This is a genomic window from Hoyosella subflava DQS3-9A1 (genome assembly GCF_000214175.1).
Taxonomy (GTDB): Bacteria; Actinomycetota; Actinomycetes; order Mycobacteriales; family Mycobacteriaceae; genus Hoyosella; species Hoyosella subflava.
The window spans coordinates 2,040,112-2,058,460 of record NC_015564.1 but is presented as its reverse complement, the minus strand read 5'-3'; the positions used below and the strand labels follow the sequence as shown (position 1 = coordinate 2,058,460).

General features: G+C 61.7%; 22 protein-coding genes. 3 read left to right on the top strand and 19 right to left on the bottom strand.

Annotation, left to right across the window (positions count from 1 at the left end; all coding sequences use genetic code 11):
- The first annotated feature begins 62 nt into the window (after positions 1-62).
- Entirely contained in the window at positions 63-227 is a 165-nt protein-coding gene (locus AS9A_RS24090; RefSeq protein ID WP_013806784.1) for a hypothetical protein, read from the top strand.
- A 6-nt stretch (positions 228-233) separates the two neighbouring features.
- On the opposite strand, the gene AS9A_RS09620 is transcribed toward AS9A_RS24090, so the two are convergent.
- The 17 genes from AS9A_RS09620 to AS9A_RS09540 form a co-directional block, all read right to left on the bottom strand.
- Complete coding sequence (locus AS9A_RS09620) at positions 234-971, bottom strand: DUF6390 family protein (RefSeq protein ID WP_013806783.1); 738 nt, start codon at positions 969-971, stop codon at positions 234-236.
- Between the two features lie 7 nt (positions 972-978).
- Positions 979-2,019, bottom strand: coding sequence for a hydrogenase expression/formation protein HypE (gene hypE, locus AS9A_RS09615; RefSeq protein ID WP_041451757.1), 1,041 nt, complete (start codon positions 2,017-2,019; stop codon positions 979-981).
- Between the two features lie 31 nt (positions 2,020-2,050).
- The gene (hypD, locus tag AS9A_RS09610) at positions 2,051-3,160 is read right to left on the bottom strand and encodes a hydrogenase formation protein HypD (protein ID WP_013806781.1); all 1,110 of its coding nucleotides are present in this window, start codon (positions 3,158-3,160) and stop codon (positions 2,051-2,053) included.
- Positions 3,157-3,456 (bottom strand): HypC/HybG/HupF family hydrogenase formation chaperone, encoded by a 300-nt coding sequence (locus tag AS9A_RS09605; RefSeq protein WP_041450996.1) that lies wholly within the window; start codon positions 3,454-3,456, stop codon positions 3,157-3,159. Before AS9A_RS09605 ends, hypD begins: the two co-directional genes overlap by 4 nt.
- A 63-nt stretch (positions 3,457-3,519) precedes the next feature.
- A complete protein-coding gene (gene hypF, locus AS9A_RS09600) occupies positions 3,520-5,796 on the bottom strand; it encodes a carbamoyltransferase HypF (protein WP_013806779.1) in 2,277 nt (758 codons plus the stop codon).
- Positions 5,793-6,071, bottom strand: coding sequence for a HypC/HybG/HupF family hydrogenase formation chaperone (locus tag AS9A_RS09595; RefSeq protein WP_013806778.1), 279 nt, complete (start codon positions 6,069-6,071; stop codon positions 5,793-5,795). The genes hypF and AS9A_RS09595 overlap by 4 nt, the downstream gene beginning before the upstream one ends.
- A 3-nt stretch (positions 6,072-6,074) precedes the next feature.
- Positions 6,075-6,656, bottom strand: coding sequence for a hydrogenase maturation protease (locus tag AS9A_RS09590; RefSeq protein ID WP_013806777.1), 582 nt, complete (start codon positions 6,654-6,656; stop codon positions 6,075-6,077).
- Between the two features lie 9 nt (positions 6,657-6,665).
- Entirely contained in the window at positions 6,666-6,785 is a 120-nt protein-coding gene (locus tag AS9A_RS24965) for a DUF6893 family small protein (protein WP_013806776.1), read from the bottom strand.
- Positions 6,782-8,209, bottom strand: a complete 1,428-nt coding sequence (locus tag AS9A_RS09580; protein WP_013806775.1) for a hypothetical protein — start codon at positions 8,207-8,209, stop codon at positions 6,782-6,784. The genes AS9A_RS24965 and AS9A_RS09580 overlap by 4 nt, the downstream gene beginning before the upstream one ends.
- Positions 8,206-8,883: a DUF6084 family protein gene (locus AS9A_RS09575; protein ID WP_013806774.1), complete on the bottom strand. Its 678-nt coding sequence runs from the start codon at positions 8,881-8,883 to the stop codon at positions 8,206-8,208. Before AS9A_RS09575 ends, AS9A_RS09580 begins: the two co-directional genes overlap by 4 nt.
- Positions 8,880-9,458 (bottom strand): DUF5947 family protein, encoded by a 579-nt coding sequence (locus AS9A_RS09570; RefSeq protein ID WP_013806773.1) that lies wholly within the window; start codon positions 9,456-9,458, stop codon positions 8,880-8,882. Before AS9A_RS09570 ends, AS9A_RS09575 begins: the two co-directional genes overlap by 4 nt.
- A gap of 98 nt (positions 9,459-9,556) precedes the next feature.
- The gene (locus AS9A_RS09565; protein WP_013806772.1) at positions 9,557-10,465 is read right to left on the bottom strand and encodes a NifU family protein; all 909 of its coding nucleotides are present in this window, start codon (positions 10,463-10,465) and stop codon (positions 9,557-9,559) included.
- A gap of 8 nt (positions 10,466-10,473) precedes the next feature.
- Entirely contained in the window at positions 10,474-12,210 is a 1,737-nt protein-coding gene (locus AS9A_RS09560) for a nickel-dependent hydrogenase large subunit (protein WP_085930614.1), read from the bottom strand.
- 94 nt (positions 12,211-12,304) lie between these two features.
- Positions 12,305-13,357: an NADH-quinone oxidoreductase subunit B family protein gene (locus tag AS9A_RS09555; protein WP_013806770.1), complete on the bottom strand. Its 1,053-nt coding sequence runs from the start codon at positions 13,355-13,357 to the stop codon at positions 12,305-12,307.
- Between the two features lie 182 nt (positions 13,358-13,539).
- A complete protein-coding gene (locus AS9A_RS09550) occupies positions 13,540-13,989 on the bottom strand; it encodes a cupin domain-containing protein (protein WP_013806769.1) in 450 nt (149 codons plus the stop codon).
- A 19-nt stretch (positions 13,990-14,008) separates the two neighbouring features.
- Positions 14,009-14,848 carry a hydrogenase nickel incorporation protein HypB gene (hypB, locus tag AS9A_RS09545; protein ID WP_013806768.1) on the bottom strand — a complete coding sequence of 280 codons (840 nt, stop codon included), beginning with the start codon at positions 14,846-14,848 and terminating at the stop codon, positions 14,009-14,011.
- A gap of 4 nt (positions 14,849-14,852) precedes the next feature.
- Positions 14,853-15,182, bottom strand: coding sequence for a hydrogenase maturation nickel metallochaperone HypA/HybF (locus tag AS9A_RS09540; RefSeq protein ID WP_013806767.1), 330 nt, complete (start codon positions 15,180-15,182; stop codon positions 14,853-14,855).
- A 169-nt stretch (positions 15,183-15,351) separates the two neighbouring features.
- Here AS9A_RS09540 and AS9A_RS09535 point away from each other — a divergent pair, with 169 nt between their 5' ends.
- Together AS9A_RS09535 and AS9A_RS09530 are read left to right on the top strand one after the other, a co-directional pair.
- A complete protein-coding gene (locus AS9A_RS09535) occupies positions 15,352-16,476 on the top strand; it encodes a glycosyltransferase (protein ID WP_041450995.1) in 1,125 nt (374 codons plus the stop codon).
- A 32-nt stretch (positions 16,477-16,508) separates the two neighbouring features.
- The gene (locus AS9A_RS09530; protein ID WP_083826507.1) at positions 16,509-17,327 is read left to right on the top strand and encodes a (2Fe-2S)-binding protein; all 819 of its coding nucleotides are present in this window, start codon (positions 16,509-16,511) and stop codon (positions 17,325-17,327) included.
- Positions 17,328-17,331: 4 nt separating this feature from the next.
- Here AS9A_RS09530 and AS9A_RS09525 read toward each other — a convergent pair whose 3' ends face one another.
- Together AS9A_RS09525 and AS9A_RS09520 are read right to left on the bottom strand one after the other, a co-directional pair.
- Positions 17,332-17,985: a pentapeptide repeat-containing protein gene (locus AS9A_RS09525; protein WP_041450994.1), complete on the bottom strand. Its 654-nt coding sequence runs from the start codon at positions 17,983-17,985 to the stop codon at positions 17,332-17,334.
- On the bottom strand, positions 17,975-18,349 hold the full coding sequence (locus tag AS9A_RS09520) for an MmcQ/YjbR family DNA-binding protein (protein WP_083826677.1): 375 nt from the start codon (positions 18,347-18,349) through the stop codon (positions 17,975-17,977). The genes AS9A_RS09525 and AS9A_RS09520 overlap by 11 nt, the downstream gene beginning before the upstream one ends.

The window sequence follows — 18,349 nt, the reverse complement described above, 5'->3', positions numbered from 1 at the left end:
CAGGGCGTCCTACGCTGTTACACATCTTGAGAGTCTGTCCGCAACGTAAGGATTAACACACCATGGACCCATTCTGGATGCACCTCATCGGTATATTCGTCCTCATCCTCTCTCCCGCCTTCATGCCGGCCATCGTGCCAATGGTGTCCTGGGTGTCCGACCGGCTCGCTCCGCCCGCGCCGCGCAAAGCGAACGCCCGAGTCAAATTGAAGCCTGCTTCTGCCTGAAAGCTGCTAGCCGTGGCGCCTTAGCAGTTCATTCACCCACTGCAGCGTCATCTCCGTGTACGTTTGCAGCTGCGCGGTTTGTCCAGGCTCTAACCGGTCACATATCCAGTCCCAGTGCAGCGCAACACTTTCCCCGACCACTGGGCGTCCCGCCAGTTGCTGTCCCGCGACTCGCCACCGCGCGGTTTCAGCGGTCGGCGCCCCGAGGCTCAGCTCACCGTTGTACTCGAGGGGGCGCGACAGCACCGTCACTTCTTCGTCCGAGACTTCGGTGACTTTTCCCCACCGTATTCGGCAATTCTGGAGAACTGAGAGCGCAGCCGGACCCTTATCGAGCATGCGCGCCCATGGGTACACCACGAAGACATGGAAGCTGTGGTGCGCACATGCGCTTCGTGCGGATGCGAGGAGGTTGCCAGCCTGCCCACGAAAGGAGTCCTTTAGTCGGCTCAGCAGGCGACCGGGATCAATCTCTTTGAGAAGCGGGGTGCCCACCCAGTACGCCTCCACCACATCGGCACGCAACGGGTCAGCGCTCCCGGATGCGGCGGCAATCTCCATCAGATACGGCCATGCGCCATCAAAGCTGCGTGCCCACGCCCTGGCCTGCGCCGGTGAAGGCGCCCCGGACAACTGCTGCACCGTGGCTGTGACGCCGGGGGGACCGCAGTATCCGAGTTCGTTCGGCGGGTACGCGTAACGCGCGAACACGGCAGCGCCCGAGGCAACCTCTGCGGCCTTCATGCCTGCCTCAGCAGATCCGCGGCAGTTGCTCACCGGCAGGCAGGTCGACTACCCGCGTACCACCGAGTCCTGTTTTCGCCACCACCATTCCCGGGTGCTCGGCGACCACCTCGCCGATTATCGAGGCGTTACCGCCCAGCGGGTTGTCCCGCATGGCCGCAAGTACCCTGTCCGCATCAGCCGGGTCGACAAAAGCGAGCAGCTTCCCTTCATTAGCCACGTACAACGGATCGAGCCCTAGTAGGCCGCACGCATCCCGCACTCCCGGGGGAATCGGCAGCGCGCGCTCAGAGAGTGACACCCCCACGCCCGCGGAACGCGCGATCTCGTTCAATGATGCCGCGACACCGCCCCGGGTCGGGTCGCGCAGAACGTGCAGATCGGCGCCCGTAGCGATCATGTCTGCGACGAGCCCGTTGAGCGCCGCCGTATCGCTGCGGATGGTCGTTCCGAATTCGAGACCTTCCCGGCAGCTGAGTATTGCCACGCCGTGCACACCGATATCACCGCTGACAATCACCACGTCCCCCGGCCGCGCACGTTCTGGCCGTATATCAACGCCTTCGTCGATGATTCCGATTCCACTCGTGTTGATGTACACGCCGTCTCCGTGCCCGGAGTCCACCACTTTGGTGTCGCCAGTGACAAGCCTGACACCGGCTATCTGCGCTGCAGCACCGACTGCCTCAGCGACGTGCGCGATCGAGGCGAGAGTGGTGCCTTCTTCGAGAATGAACGCCGTAGACAAGACGAGCGGACGGGCACCCGACATTGCGACATCATTGACGGTGCCGTTGACCGCGAGATCACCGATGCTGCCGCCCGGAAACGTCATAGGTTTTACAACAAAGGAATCTGTCGAGAACGCCAGCCGGATGCCGCCGACGGAAACAACAGCGGAATCGGACAGTCCACCTGCCGCCGAAGCACCGAAAGCGGGGAGAAACAGGTGCTCGACCAGTTCACCCGACATCGCACCGCCGCCACCGTGTCCCATGACGATGTTCGGAGAGTCGCGCAGCGGCACCGGACACACCCAGCTGTCCATGTCGACAGCGGCGCGCTCAGACAACTTCAGATCAGACACCACTGACCTCCCTGAGTTCGAGACGGCGGTACAAGTAGTACGCGGCACACGCGCCTTCGGACGACACCATGGTCGCGCCCAATGGAGTTCGCGGCGTGCACTGTTTGCCGAACGCGGAGCACTCGTGAGGTTTGATGAGTCCCTGCAGGACCTCGCCCGAGCGGCAGATCGGAGACTCGTCGGTATGAAGATCGGTGACCTCGAACCGATGCTCCGCGTCGTACGCACGATATTTCGGCGCGAGGCGCCAGCCGCTGTCCGGGATCACACCGATGCCGCGCCAGCCCCGGTCCGTTCGTTCGAAGACATCGTCGAGCATCTGCTTGGCTGCGAGATTTCCTTCCGCCTGAACCGCGCGGCGATACGCGTTCTCGAGCTCGTAGCGTCCGTTCTCGAGCTGCAGAACGGTCCGCCGGATCCCCTCGAGAATGTCAAGAGGCTCGAACCCCGTGACGACGATGGGGACCTGATACTTCTCGCACAGCGGCGGATACTCTTCGGTTCCCATCACACTGCACACGTGGCCCGCGGCGAGGAAGGCCTGAACCCGGCACGTTGGTGATTCCATGATCGCGGCGACCGCCGGTGGCACGAGTACATGGGAAACTAGCAATGAGAAGTTCGTTATCCCAAGACGCTGCGCTTGATAGACGGTCATCGCGTTGGCGGGGGCCGTTGTCTCGAATCCGATACCGAAGAAAACAACCTGCCGATCGGGGTTCTGGCGAGCGATCGTCAGCGCATCTAGCGGTGAATACACAACGCGGATATCGCCACCGTTGCTTTTGATTCGGAAAAGATCGGACTCGCTGCCTGGCACCCGCAGCATATCCCCAAAGGAGCAGAAAATAACGTCTGGCCGTGCCGCGATCGCGAGAGCCTTGTCGATGATCTCCAGGGGTGTAACACAGACTGGACAGCCTGGGCCGTGGATCATTTCAATCTGCTTCGGGAGCAGCTGGTCAATTCCGTGGCGGATGATCGAATGCGTCTGACCACCGCAAACTTCCATGATCGCCCAGGGCTTCGTGGTGGCCGCATGAATCTGGTCGAGCAGCTTCTTCGCCAGTTCGGGATTGCTGAACTCGTCGAGGTATTTCATGATTTTTCCGTCCCTGTGCTCAGCCCGGCCTGTTTCGCGGCGAGCGCGAATTGATCACCGAACTCTTCCTCCAGAATTCCGAGTTGCTCGAACTCGGCAAGGGTTTTCATCGCGGATTCCTCATCAAGACGCTGAATAGCGAAACCCACATGAACGATGACGTAGTCACCCACCGCGGCATCGGGAATGTACTGCAGGCACACGTCTTTGTGGACGCCCCCAAAATCCACCTCTGCCATCATCGTGCCGTCGCGTTCTTCCATTTCGAGGATCTTCCCCGGGACCGCTAAGCACATCGCTCCTCCTAGAATCGCATTACTTCGTAAGGCTGATTGGGGTTGTTTTTGTTGCTGCGACGTTCATTGCGAGCACCCCACAAGCAACTGGCCGAGTGCAATGCCCCCGTCGTTTGGCGGCACACGATGGTGCGAGTACGCCGTGAAGCCGAGGTTCGCCAGCTTCACGCGCACCAGACTGTGCAGCAGCGAATTCTGGAAGACTCCACCCGTCAGTGCGAACGCTTCCAGAGCGGTCTCGTCATGGGCGGCCAGCGCCCACCGCAACGTCAGATCGGCGACAGCGGCGTGGAAACGAGCACCCACGACACCTGCCGGAACGCCTTCGCGAAGATCCTCGAGGAGTGCCCGCAGCATCGGAGCGGGATCCGCCACGTCGTCAACGAGGGCGAAGCGGTACCCCTCGCCACCATCGATGCCACGCGAGAGGCCTTCCAGCTCAATCGCCGCTTCTGCTTCATAGTCGACCCTCTGGCGCACCCCGCACAATGCTGCGATCGCATCAAATAGTCGTCCGAAACTCGAGGTGGGAGTGCAACCGAAACCAGTTTGGAGCTGGTGCCACAGAACCTGACGTTCCTGCACTGGGCACGCCTGGACGGGAGCAAGATCGTCCGCCCACGGTATTCCCGCAGCGTAGAGGTGGGCGAGCGCCATTCGGTAGGGGCGCTCCACACTCAGATCCCCACCTGGAAGCGGCACATACTTCAGATGAGCGAACCGCCTGAACTCCTTGTAACCGCCAATGAGGACTTCGCCTCCCCAGATCGCCCCATCAGTTCCATACCCGGTGCCGTCATAGGCAAATCCGACGACGCTCTCATGCGCACCGAGTCCATGCTCGCCCATGACGGCGGCGAGGTGCGCGTGGTGGTGCTGCACAGAGCGGAGCGGTCGCCCGCTGGCGTGGCGGCGCGCCCAGGCCACTGAGCGGTAATCAGGATGTGCGTCGGCAATGACCTGCTGCGGCTCGACTCCTGTGAGGTGCTGTAGATGCCGCTCGGTGTTGCTGAACGCCTCGAGGGTGGCGAGGTCATCCATGTCGCCCACGTGCTGGCTGAGCCATGCGTAGCGACCTTCGGCGACCGCGCACGTATTTTTGACATCCGCTCCCACAGCGAGTGCAGGCGGGACCCGTACCGGCAGCGCTAGCGGCATCGGGGCGTACCCGCGCGAACGCCGGAGCGGCATCTCGGCACCGTCCACGACACGCACCACCGAGTCATCGCACGGAACCAATATCGGCCTGTCGTGCATGAGCCATGCGTCCGCGATTTCCCTCAGACGCTCCACCGCATCATCGTTCCGGAACGCAATCGGCTCACCCCCGAGGTTGCCTGACGTCATGACAAGCGCATCGGGACCGTCCGGGTCGCCCGGCAATCCGAGAAGCAGGTGATGCAATGGGGTGTACGCGAGCATCACACCGAGATCAGGGATGCCTGGTGCGACGCCGTCGGCGAGGCGACCGGCACTGTTCTTTCGCAGTAGGAGGATTGGCCGCTGTGGGCTCGTCAGCACCCGCTCTTCGCTGGCATCCACATGAGCGACGTGACGTGCGGTCGATAGGTCGCGCACCATGACGGCGAACGGCTTGGCGCGGCGCCGTTTCCGCTCCCGCAGTTTCGCCACCGCCTCCGGACTGCGCGCGTCACACGCGAGATGGACGCCTCCGATACCTTTCACCGCGACTATGCCACCGGCCGCGATCACCGACCGCGCACGTTCAAGGGCACGCTCTCCGGCGAGCGGCTGTCGTTGAGGCTCAACAAACTCAAGTACCGGACCACAATCCGGGCAGGCGATGGGCTGAGCATGGAAACGGCGATCCGCAGGATCCCGGTACTCCGCGGTACAGCGTTCACACATCGGGAATTGCGCCATCGTGGTGGAGCGCCGGTCGTAAGGCAGCTCGCGGATGATCGTGAAACGTGGACCGCAGTTGGTGCAAGTAATGAAGGCGTGGCGGTAGCGGCGATCGTGTGGGTCGCACAGTTCGCTCAGGCAGTCGGCGCAGATCGCGACATCAGGCGAGGCGAGTGTGCGACCACCGTCGTGGTGGGAGGTATCGGCGATGCGGAAGCCAGTTCCGCCACGAACGGGTGCCGATTCCACCCTCAGCGACTCCACGACCGCGAGGGGCGGCGGTTCGTGTTCGACGCGCCGCGCAAATTCGAGCACGGCCGTTGCTTCACCCTCAACCTCGATGCGGACGCCACTGCTGTCGTTGCTGACTTCACCGGTGAGCGCGAGTTCCGACGCGGTCGCGTAGACGAACGGACGGAATCCGACGCCTTGTACCACCCCATTGACCACCAGACGGTGCCGCACCCGCGTCATGGTGGGTCACCCCGTGTTTGCGGCGGCGCTCCGCGGCCGAGCAATTCCAGTCCCGCTCTCGCTTGCGCCGCGCCCTCAGGTGTCGCGCGCTCGACCGCAAAACCCATGTGGATGATCACCCATTCGCCGGGTGAGACGGGCGGTCCAGCGGCGGGCACGTCAGACAGCAGGCCGATGTTGACCTTCCGCAGCTCCCCTTCGACATCGACGAGCGCGAGCTGATCACCGTACCCCTCCAGCATTCGCTGTACCTGGCCAGGAATTCCTAGGCACATGGATCAGCCCTCCTTTCCCGCGCCAGCTGGTTCGAGCGTCGCGACAAGTTCGGCGATCCTGCGGGCGGCAACGGGCACGGCAGCCTCGACAGCTGGCGACAGGCCGATGCCCTCAGCGGTCGTGTCTGCCTCGCAGCCGACAACGAGGGTCCGGGGGAGGCTGCCACCCAAAGCATCGAGGCTTGCAAAGACGGCGGCCGGATCCATCGCGTGACCGTCGATTTGCGCTGCGTTCCTGGGCACCTCGGTGGAGCGCAACTCAATGATGTCGCGCGCATCGACCTCAAGCACGTGAACTGTCCCGGGGGCGCCGCGGCCGGGCAGCGCGTCGACGAGGATCAGGCCGCCCCACTTTTCGAGCAAGTCGTAGGCAAGGTGCATGCCCCGGATTCCGTAATCAACGCACCGCACCGATGGTGGCACCGCAATACTGCCGCCGTTAAGTGCGCGCAGAACCGCCGGCCCGAAACCATCATCGCCGAGGAAAATGTTCCCGATACCGGCGACGAGAACACGAGTCGGAGTCGGAGCGCCCGGCGCTTCTGGCAGTTCCGGACCACCTGGTGCCGCTGCATCGTCCGTCATCGCGCGCCGCTACATCTGACGCATACGCATGTAGCGCTTAATATCTGGAACGGATTTGACTCCAACGACCAGCCCTACCGCTACGAGTAGCGACAGGAACACCGTTGTGGCGACTCCGAGTTCCTTCATGATGCACTCTCCTTCCTGGGTGACGTGCCATCAGCGCCGAGTGGCTCGAGTTCACTCGGCGCGAAGTACAAGTAGCGGCCAAACCAGTCGTGCAGATCGGCTGCGGGATCATCGACGAGGACTACGCCGATATGCGTGCCACCGTCCACGTCGGTATGCACCATCGTCACTCGCGCAACCTGATCCCTGAAGAACAGGTCCTGTGCGTCCGCGCTGCGACAAGGGTGTACCCGCACAAGACTTCCTTTACCGACGGAGACGCCGCAGATCGTCACGGTGTCGGTTTCCGGGTCGACGCGTGAATCCACGGCGGGGTCCCACCAGGGCTTGTCCTCCCCCGGTTCGGTGAAGACCGGTACGTGATCGAGGCCGGCAGACCTGTCGTTCGAGCCGTTTCTGATCGTTCCATGCAGCGCACCAAGCGAATCCGCGGTGCTCTGGTCTGCACGGTCGATAATCTCGGCCGCGAGCGGATCAGTCGCGCGGGCCATTGCTTTCTCGTCCTCCGTCATGGCCATGACGCGTAGCGTGAGGATCTCGTCAATTTCTGTGGCATCGAACATGGGACCGCTGCTCTCCCCGGCGATTTCTGGGTAGTCATAGAGAATGATCGGCGAGATCAGAACAATATGACGTTCGCCGGGCAGACCCGCGAGAACCGGAAAGCACCGGTGATGAACGCATGAACTCGCTGCTCTCACTTCGTCCGCTGCTTTTTCGGTGTCGTCGGTGCGTTCGCCAGGCTCAAGCAGAGATACAAATTCCGCATTCGCGCAGGTCAGTATGACGTGAGCGCCCAACAGTGAACTGCGTATGGCATCGGTTTTCGGGTCGCTCGAGCCCGTCGTCGTACTGGTGTTGCGCACGGCGACATTGACTGTGAGCAGGTCGCTGACGCCGGTCGCGTGCACTGACAGTTCCGCTCGCAGCGGCCAGCGTGTCCGGCGGACTCGACCAGCGATGTCACCGTTGTCGGTGAGCATCTCGACGACCTCAGCGCCGCTGACCTCCGTTACCACAGCGTGCGGTGACCGAAGCGCGAGGTCTCCAAGATCGACGTCATGCGCGACTGCTTCGTCCCAAGCGAGGTATCGTTGCTGCCCCACCGTCATTTCGGGTACTGAAACGAAGCGACCTTCGCGTAACTCTTCGACCTCGCGTCGCTGCAATTGCAGAAACCGCACGCTGACGCCTATCTTGGCGTCCGAACCACAACGGACCAGACATTGCGCGCTGAGGTGCGATTCCTCTCCTGCGAAGCGTTCTGCCGCTCCCGGTGGGCCGAGAACACCAAACTGCCAGCGCGTCTGGTTCTTCCGGGAATCCGCGCGGTACGGATACAGCAAATACCCCTCGTACAGCACCGCGTCCGCGACGGCGCGAGCGCGTTCCAGGCTTGCAGGGTTCACCGCGAGATCACTCACTTCGGCACCTCCCCCGCGTCACGCTCGTGCAGGAGCAGAAGCGACACCGCGGCATCGAGTGTGGTGAGTCCCTTAGCCGCTTTGAAACGTAGAAGCGCGTTCATCGTGTCCGTATCCAGACGCAGCCAGCCACTGTTCGGGTAGTGCTGCGCGATGAGGTCATGCCAGACCTTCACTGGCATGTCATAGCTCGCTTCACAGTGCCAGGGGACGCGTTCGACGTGGATCCCAGCGCCGCTCTTGGTGAAGACGGAGCCGCTGAAAAGAAAGACGAGGGGCACTTTGCCTTGTGATCCGTTCTCGTCATTCTCCGCTCGATCGAGCGCGTGCAGATACTTCGCCGCGGTGACCTCGAAATCGTACGTGCAGGGTATGGGCAGTGTCGCGTCGTACGAGCCGACGAAACCTGGCACTGTGGTTGCCGTGTGAAGCCACTGAAATGCCCGCACCGCTGACGCCCATTGCTCACGAGGGCCGAACAGGTCACGTAGGCCCGCAGCTTCATCGTCACTGTAACGGCGGCGCTGTGGCTCGATGCGGATCTGACAGTTCAGGACTATCGCATGCACCTGCGCTGCGCTTTGTTCCGTAATGCGTAAGGTCACGAGAAGATTCGGGGTAACAGCAAACTGTTCCGGCTCAATGGAGAGAACCTCAAACTGAAGGGCGGTCATCTCCCACCGCCCGCGGAATTGGCAACAGCGGGCTTGCTTCGCGCGGCTACCTGGCTGAAGAACGCATCGATGCGGCGCCTCGCATCCTGGCCTCCGTCGAACCCGCGCCAGACAGCACGCAACTGTCCGACCAGTTCGTAACACGCGTCAATCGGAACGAGGAAGCATTCGGGCTGCCCCTGGCCCTGCTCGGGGACACGGATCAGCAGCGCCTCCACGTCCGGAAGCATCAGCGTGAGGTGCGGTATCGCGTCGATGATCTGTGTCCACTGGTCGACCGCGAGCTCTGACTCCGTAGCGCCAGCTGGCCCCGGATAGAACGTCACCATCCGATCGAGCACGGAGTTCCGGAAGAAGAAGGCGAGCCCCACCGGAATGTCGAGTGCGTTCCACTGGTCCAGGGTGAGTGCGTCCGCACCGAACCGCACGTACCGATCGGGTACGGCACGGAAGCGCAGATTTGCTTTCGTCTCGGTGAAAAGCAGATAACACGGTCTGCAGACGCACATCAGCTGTCGGCCCTGCACGTCCACGACGTGTGAGTGGGCCTCCCCATCAATCGGCACCGCACACATGTCGCAGCGTTCGCCGGGCGGTGTTCGCGGCCTGGTGCCACGAATGCGCCGCAGAACCTCGAACGGCGAATCTCCCCCGGAGCTGTTCGATGCCCCGTTCACTGCCCGGCTCCCGCCGGGAGCGCGACGGAGAGCGTTCCATTTCTCGGCAGCACGGGCAGTGGTGTCAAGTGCTCGCTGGTGTCGTCCATTCCGGCGCCTGCATGACGGACGTCGTAGTGAGTGCGGCATTGTGGACACCTCAGTACCGCCGCACCTGCTTTCGCGCCCGCCATGCGGTGGAGCACGGCGCCGGCCATCGAGTTCAGGCAGTGGGGGCAACGGTCGATGAACGCGAACGTGTCCACGCCACTTCGACACACGAGCACGGTGGTGCCACCAAGCGCGTATCCCCCAACTTCCCCATCAGCAAGATCAGCGAGCTCAGGCAGTGCAACCCAGTTCGCGTGCTGGTGGACCTTCGAGAACAGGGAATCTGGGGCGATGACCGCAGCACCACCGCTAGCTTGCCCAGTCCCCGCGGGGGCTGTTTCCGCCTCGATCGATGTCACTTCCGGAGCAGCGGCTTTGATGGCGCCTTCCACCGCAAGTTCGAGGGTGGCGGTCGAGGAGGGGCAACTCTTACATGTGCCCTGAAAGCGTAGATGAACGACGCCGTCCTCGATGCCGATGAGGTCGACGTCGCCACCGTGTGATCCAAGGTAAGGCCGCACGCTGTCAAGCGCGCGACGCACCCTGGTTTCCTCGTCGTCCGGATGAAGGCCGTGGACAAGCAGCAAACTCGCGACGAGGTCATCGTCCGCGAGCTTGCGCAGCAACTGTTTGTCATCACTCTCGCCGACGAGTGCCTGTATCTGCTCGAGCGCGGCTCCGTAGAGCCCGACGACTTCCCGGACCAGATGTTCGGCGCGCTCACGCACGATCGGCCCGCTCGACGCCATCGCGTCGAGCAACGCATCAATGCGCTCACCCGCAGTCCGCCACTGTTCGGGGCCCCGGGAAGTCATGGTGCTCGTCACTCGCCGGTCAGTGACTGTGTCGGAGAGTGAAGCTTCTCCAGTGTCTTTCCGCCACCGAGGTACATGTGCACCCCGCAGGGCAGGCACGGATCGAAGCTGCGAACAGTCCGCATCACGTCGATCCCCTTGAAATTCTCGCGCGTGTTCTCCTCGAAAATCGGCTGGCCCTGCACCGCATCCTCATAGGGACCGGGCGTTCCGTAGCTGTCGCGCGGATTGGCGTTCCACGGTGTCGGCGGGTACGGATGGTAGTTCGCGATCTTGCCGTCACGAATAACCATGTGATGACTCAGCACGCCGCGCACAGCCTCGGTGAAGCCGCATCCAATTCCCTCGTCGGGGACCTCGAACTTCTCCCATGTCTTCGTTCTGCCAGCCCGGATTTCTTCCAGCGCCTTCTCGCAGAAGTGCAGCGCGCATCCAGCCGCGTACGCCTGGAAGTACGTGCGCGCGCGGTCGCGTTCGATGGTGTTCGATCCGTGCTTCGGGATCTTCCATTCGAAGCTGACTGGCCCCTTGAGCGCTGTCTTCGGCAGATTGATCTGCACGCTGCTGCCTGTGGCCTTCACGTAGCCGCAATCCACGAGACCGGCGAGCGCCGTGGTCCAGAGCCGCGCGAGCGGGCCGCCACCTGTATCGAGCGCCAAATGATCTTTTCCGTCATACCAGCGGGGCGACATGACCCACGAGTACTTATCGTCCATGTCCCGCTTCTGCGGGCGCGGGTTGGTGTGCTGATTCCAGGGGTGGCGCCTGTCGACGGGATTGCCCAGCGGATCGTGAGTCACGAACATTTCCTGGTCAGTCCAGTCGTCGTAGTACGAGCTGCCCAGCAGGATCCGGATACCGAGATTGATGTCGACCAGCGACGTCGTCACCAGCTTTCCATCGACGACGACCCCTGGGGTGACAAACATCTTCCGACCCCAGTCCTCCATGTCCCGGTACGCGAAGTTGCACACTTCAGGATCCTGGAACGATCCCCAGCAGCCGAGCAGCGTCCGTCGCAGGCCGACCTTCTCATAGCCCGGCAGCGCGTCATAGAAGAAATCGAAGAGATCGTCGTGCATCGGCACGACCTTCTTCATGAATTCGACGTAGCGCATCAGCCGACTCATATAGTCGGTCATCAACTGGATGGTGGCGACTGTTCCCACACCGCCTGGATAGAGAGTCGACGGGTGAACGTGACGGCCTTCCATGAGACAGAACATCTCGCGTGTGGACCGGCTGACGGCGAGAGCCTCACGATAGAACTCACCCGAGAACGGGTTGAGCGACCGCATGATGTCGCCGATAGTCTTGTATCCGTGCTCGCCGGCATGCGGCGACTCGGTCTTGTTCGCTTTGTCGAGTACTCCGGGGTTGGTCTCGGCGACCATCTTCTCGCAGAAGTCCACCCCAACCAGGTTCTCCTGGAAGATATTGTGATCGAACATATACTCGGCGGCCTCGCCTAGATTGACGATCCATTCGCCAATGTGCGGGGGTTTGACCCCGTACGCCATGTTCTGCGTGTAGCACGAGCACGTCGCGTGGTTGTCACCACAAATGCCGCAGATACGGCTGGTGATGAAATGCGCGTCTCGCGGGTCTTTCCCTTTCATGAAGATGGAGTAGCCACGGAAGATCGACGACGTGCTGTGACACTCGACGACCTCCCTCTTCTTGAAATCAATTTTCGTGTAGATACCCAGGCTTCCCACAATTCTCGTGATGGGATCCCAGTTCATCTCCACCAGGCCGTCGGGGCCTTCTTGAGCCAGCGGCGGGGTGGGAAGCGGGCCAGGGCCGTGAATAGTCGATGTCATCGCATGCCTCTTTGCTCTACCAAGTGCGGGTGGCGCCGGTCGTAAGGGACTGGCTCGGTGTACGCCAGGCAGGTTCACGATCGACTGTGTGTCCGGTGATTTTTCGCAGGCTGCGGATGACCGATCCGTACACTCCTACCGCTGTGGTGGAGAGCTTGCCGCCTGGAGGTTCATCCATGAACGGCATGAACTTGTCCGGGAAACCTGGCATGGTGCAGCCGATGCAGATTCCGCCTACGTTGGGGCAGCCACCGACTCCGTTGATCCAGCCACGTTTGGGAACATTGCATTTGACGACGGGGCCCCAGCATCCGAGTTTGACAATGCACTTCGGGGAGCCGTACTCGGTAGCGAAGTCCGCCTCTTCGTAGTAGCCCGCGCGGTCACATCCTTCGTGCACCGTCGCACCGAAAAGCCAGGTCGGCCGCAATGCCTCGTCCAGGGGAATCATCGGGGCCTGGCCTGTTGCCTGGTACAGCAGGTAGGTGAGTGTTTCCGAGAGGTTGTCCGGCTGGATCGGACAGCCCGGCACGCACACAATTGGCAGTCCAGCTTTAGATTTCCAGTCCCAGCCCAGGTAGTCGGGGACGCCCATCGCCCCAGTGGGGTTGCCTGCCATGGCGTGAATACCGCCGTATGTCGCGCACGTGCCGACCGCTACCACCGCTGTTGCTTTCGGGGTGAGACGGTCCAGCCATTCGCTCGTCGTTATCGGCTGACCATCGGGATTGTTGCCGAATCCGCACCAGTATCCGTCGCTGTCGTGGATCTTCTCATTGGGTATTGATCCCTCGACCACAAGAACGAAAGGTTCGAGTTCGCCGCGGTCAGCTTTGCGGAACCACTCGAGGAAGTCGTCAGCTCCCCCTTCGGGTCCACATTCGAAATCGATGAGCGGCCAGTGCACAGCTATCTTGGGGAGTCCCGGTAAGGCGCCGAGTGCGATTTCTTCGATCGTTGGCTGGGTAGCTGCCGTAAGCGCTACCGAGTCTCCGTCGCAACTCAATCCGGCGTTGATCCACAGAACGTGGATCAAAGTCTCTTCTGCTGTAGCCGCCGTGTCAGACATGGTTGCCACTTTCCGGGGCGGGACAGTGCCTCGAAGCCCCTTCGTCACAGGAGTCGACCCTCGGCCCACTTGCGTGACGCAAATCACATCTTACGCGATCATGAATTGCTGGGTCAAAGCCCAGTTGGTGTGACTGACCTGCACTAACACGACCCGTTCTGGTCACCCGGCTGGTAAACGTGTCACGTGCAGTCGGACGCCTCCGCGTCAACGGAAAGTGGCTGGCCCGACGGCATCAGATAAGCGACGAAAAGGACTGTGGGCACGTCACCCTGGTTGACGCCGTTGTGCCGCTGACTTCGTCCGACCACTTCTTCGACCACGGCCCCGGTCGGTGAGACGACTTCCGTGCAATCCGCCAGCACGCGAGTCAGTGTCCCGCCTGCGACAAGCGCATACACGGGACCCTCATGCCAGTGCCAGCCCGTGTATCCGCCGGGCGCAATCTCGATACGGCGAAACGTTACATCCGTGCCACCTGCTGGCGCACTGGGGAGACTGACGGGCACATCAATCGTGCCGAGCAGTTCTGACTGCACTCCAGATGACGGAGTCGCCGAGGCGATCGCCGGCATGAGCACAACACCGACAGCGGCAGTCACAGTTGCCTGCCATGCGCGCACGAGTTTCATCGGGACCCCATTCTGATCATTAGGCAACAACTGGCATGACACGATCGAGTTCGCTGAGCCATGTCTCCAGGCCTTCGCCACTGCGAGCGGAGAGCGCGATAATCCGGACATCGGGATTGACGGAATGCGCGTTTCTTTCACACACCGCCATATCGAAGTCCACGTAGGGCAGAAGGTCGGTCTTGTTGACCACGACCAGGTCGGCAGCCGCAAAGATATGCGGATACTTCAGGGGCTTGTCGTCCCCCTCAGTTACCGAGATGATGACCACTTTCATCTGCTCCCCCAGATCGAATAGTGCGGGGCACACGAGGTTTCCCACATTTTCGATCAACAGCAACGTGTTGTCCTCAGCCAACAGCTGATCGAGCGCGCGCTGCAGCATGGAGGCATCAAGGTGGCAACCTGCTCCCGTATTGACCTGGACGACGCGCGCGCCCGTCGCCGCAATCCGGTCCGCGTCCAGGAGGGTCTCCTGATCGCCCTCGATCACCGCCACCCGATGGTTCGTGCTGCGAATTGTTCGTTCCAGCAAAGTCGTTTTACCCGCTCCAGGAGAGCTCATCAGGTTGATGGCGACGATGCCGTGCTGGGCCATGTGTACGCGGTTGTGGTCCGCAAGCAGGTCGTTCTTGGCGAGTACCTTTTGTTCGAGGACGATCGTTTCTTCCGATTCTTGCGGGTCGGACCGGACTGCCGTCCCGGCCGAGTGCACGTGGTCGTGGGTGTGCTCACCCGGTCCGTGGCCGTGGCCGTGGCCGTGGCCGTGGCCGTGGTCATCGCTGTGCTCATGGTGGCGCTGGTGGGGTACCGAAATCATCGGCCCGTCAGCATTGCCGCATCCGCATGTTGAACACATCGCCCTACCCCACCTTCATGGATTTGATGCACAATTCGCGCCCCGACAGGACCACCACGTCAGCACTTCCGCACGAACAAAGAAGAATCAGATCGGGCAGAAGGAACTCCTGACCGCACGTCTGGCACCGGGCGTGCGCGTCTATCACATCGAGATCGAGAGATGCACCTTCCGCAACCGTCCCGGACGTCGCGAGTTCAAAACAAAACTGCATGGCGTCAGGAACCACCGCGCACAGCGCCCCTACCTGAACCTGGACCGAACGCACACGCCTGCCAGCCGCGTGCTCGCACACCGCATCCACGATGCTCTCCGTCAAAGCGAGTTCATGCATCGGCCGGCCCCTCTCGGCCCAGAGCTGATGATCTCAAGGCTAGGGCCGCTAGTGTGATCTACGCAATACTGCCGCGTCGTCGAACAAACTGACCACGAGAGCGTGGCGCACGGGCACCTCCACCTGTTGACCCGTTAGCGTTCTGCTGAACACGCGAAAGAGGTGACACATGGCAAGGATCGGTATCTGCATGATCGTCAAGAATGAGGCCCACGTCATTCGCCGATGCCTCACCAGCGTGGAGCCTCTCGCCGACTACATTCTGATCGTCGATACCGGCTCGACTGACGGCACGCAGGACATCGTCCTTGAATACCTCACCGAGTCAGGACGGCAGGGAAAGGTAATAGAGGAACCGTGGCGAGACTTTGCGTACAACCGCAGTTACGCAATGCAGAAGCTGCGCGAAGTCCGCACCGTCGATTACGGGCTGATGATCGACGCAGATGCGGTCCTTGTGCCCGACGCTACTTTCGATGCCGCAGGATTTCGCGACTCCCTGGAATACGACCTCTACGACATACCGATGATCACAGGAAAGGTGAGCTATCGACTGCCTTTGCTGTTCAGCAATCGTCCCGCGTTTCACTATCGCGGCGTTCTGCACGAATTCCTTGACACTTCCCTCGCCGAGTCGCGCGGCACCGTTTCCGGGTTCGTCATCAAGCAGTTCCAGGACAGCGCACGGAACAGGAACCCGCGAAAGTACCTCGACGACGCGGATGTCCTGGCGGATGCGCTGAAGACCGAAACCGATCCCCTCATGCGCGCGCGCTATACGTTCTACCGAGCCCAGTCACTGAAAGACGGTGGAGCACAGCGTGATGCGCTCGCTGCGTATCTCGAACGGGCTCAGCAGGGTTATTGGGAGCAAGAGGTGTTCGTCAGTCTGTACCGGGCGGCGCAACTCAAAGAGGCCCTTGAGTTCGACGGCGCGGACGTCGTGCAGAGCTACCTTGCAGCCTTCGAGATATGCCAGCGCGTCGAGGCCCTCCATGGCGCGATCCGGATGTGCCGCCTGCTCGGCAAGAATCACGAGGGCTACATTCTCGCCAAGTATGCCGTCGACACGTCATGGAGCAGAACCGGCCTATTCGTCGAGGAATGGATCCACGATTACGGTCTCCTCGACGAATACGCGCTCGTCGCCTACTGGTCAGGGCATTATCGTGAATCCCACGACGCGTGGCGGCAGCTTCTGTCCACTGATTCACTCCCCGCCGACGCGCGAAACCGAATCGAGCGAAACGCTGAATTCGCCGTGGCGAAACTCGCGGACGCTGGAGCGTCGTAGGCGACCATGTCCCACCACCCTTTCCCTCCCCTATGACCCACCCGTTGACGCACACAGTTGCGCAGATCAATAAAAGAGTGGCGTGGGCGTCGATCACGACCGGCCAGCCCAGTACCGGCGAATGGGCACTCTGCAGCCAGTCCGGACCCGAATTCATCGCCGAATGGGAGGCCCGCGTCACGCATATGCTGCGGCGCGACTTCCACCGGCACCACCCTATGGCTTCAGCGGCGTACGTCCTCGACTGGTATGCCAGTATCTCGGGCTGCATCGGGGGGATGAGCTTCGGACTTGCCCGCCGGGTTCCCCGCCTCGACCGTCAGTCGCTGGCCTTCCACCGGCACAACGAGCACGCATATCCTGACGGTATCGCCCTGCTCTCCCCCAGGTTCTGGTGCCTCCCGTCAGACCCCGATGCGACACACCGCGACGCGGACGTCGTCAGCACCGAACGAGATCTGGCACGCATCCTGCGCACCGAAATCCGGCTACATGCCGATGACTTCCTCTCGAACTACCGTGGCGGCGCCCAGTTGCCACGGCGGCACCTCCTCGGCGTGTTCTTCGACAGTCTTGACACTGGGATGGCGATGCAGACCGGAGCGGCGCCCGCCCAGATTTTGGCCGACGCGAAATCGGTTCTGCCAGGCGGGAGTCGCGAATTCGAACATGCCTCAACGATTTCCGTCGTCCACGATTCGAAACAGCGCGAGCACGTGACACGGAAACGGATCAGCTGCTGCTATTACTTCAAGGTCGCTGACGGTGGCGTCGCCTGCGCGACGTGTCCGCGAACGACCGACGAGGAACGCCTCGCCCGGCTCGAACGCTTCGCGGACCAGCAGCATTGAGAGTTCATTCGCGCACCGACACCCCAAGCGCTCGAGCAAACGCTGGAGCGAGCTCTACTAGCTGCAGTGGCGTGATCGTCGCTCCTTCCAGGCGTTCAGTTCCCGAAGCGATCGAGAGACGCGTCGCACCCCGTAGATCCACGTCCTTGAGGGTCACGTGATCCATTTTGATCCCTGTGAGTTCGCTGCCCGTCGCAGACACGCGTTCAAGCGAGGCGCCACCGAAGTCGGCGTCCCGGAGAACGCAATCCGCGAACGTCACGTCCCGCATCCGTGCGCTGCGAAAGTTCACGGAATCGAACTTGCAGTTGTGAAAAGTCACGCGGCGCAACGTCACACCATGCATCTCGACCCCTGCGAACGACGAGGTGACCACCTCGGAATTCTGCCAGCTGGTGTCCGCGAGTGTTCCGCTCACGAACTGTGAACCGTGTACCCACACCTCGCTGAACTGTGAACCCTGGAAGGAACTCGCGATAATTCTCAGCGTGTCAAAAGCGCATTCGGTGAACCTCACACCTTTCACCGCAAGGTCTGTCGCTTCTACGCCGTCGAACAGTGCGCAATCAGCCGAATCGTCGCATTCCGGCAATGCACTACGACGTTCCAAGTACTGCGCGTACGGGAGGTCGGCCAGTGCTCTGGGGCTATCGCTCATCGAGCGCCCTGATCATCCGTTTCAGTGCTCCGAGCCGATACGACGCCTCAAGCAACTCGGCGATCTCCTGGAGATCCGGCGTCTCCACAAGGAGGTCGAGCGCGAGCCAACCGTAAGCGCCCGTATACGGTGGCACAAAGATCCGCGGATCCTGCCGCAGGGCTTCCGATTCCGAGAGCTCCGGACGGAACTCAAGGCTCAATCGATCGCTGAGACTCCCGTTGTAGATCCCGAACATCTTCTTCGCCCGGAAGGTTGGTCTTCCCCACGCCTCAACTTCTGCCGCCTCAGGCAGACTCAGCGCGATGTCACGGATCTCGCTCAGCCAAGGGTCCGAGTCGGTATACATCCGGGGGTGCGCCAC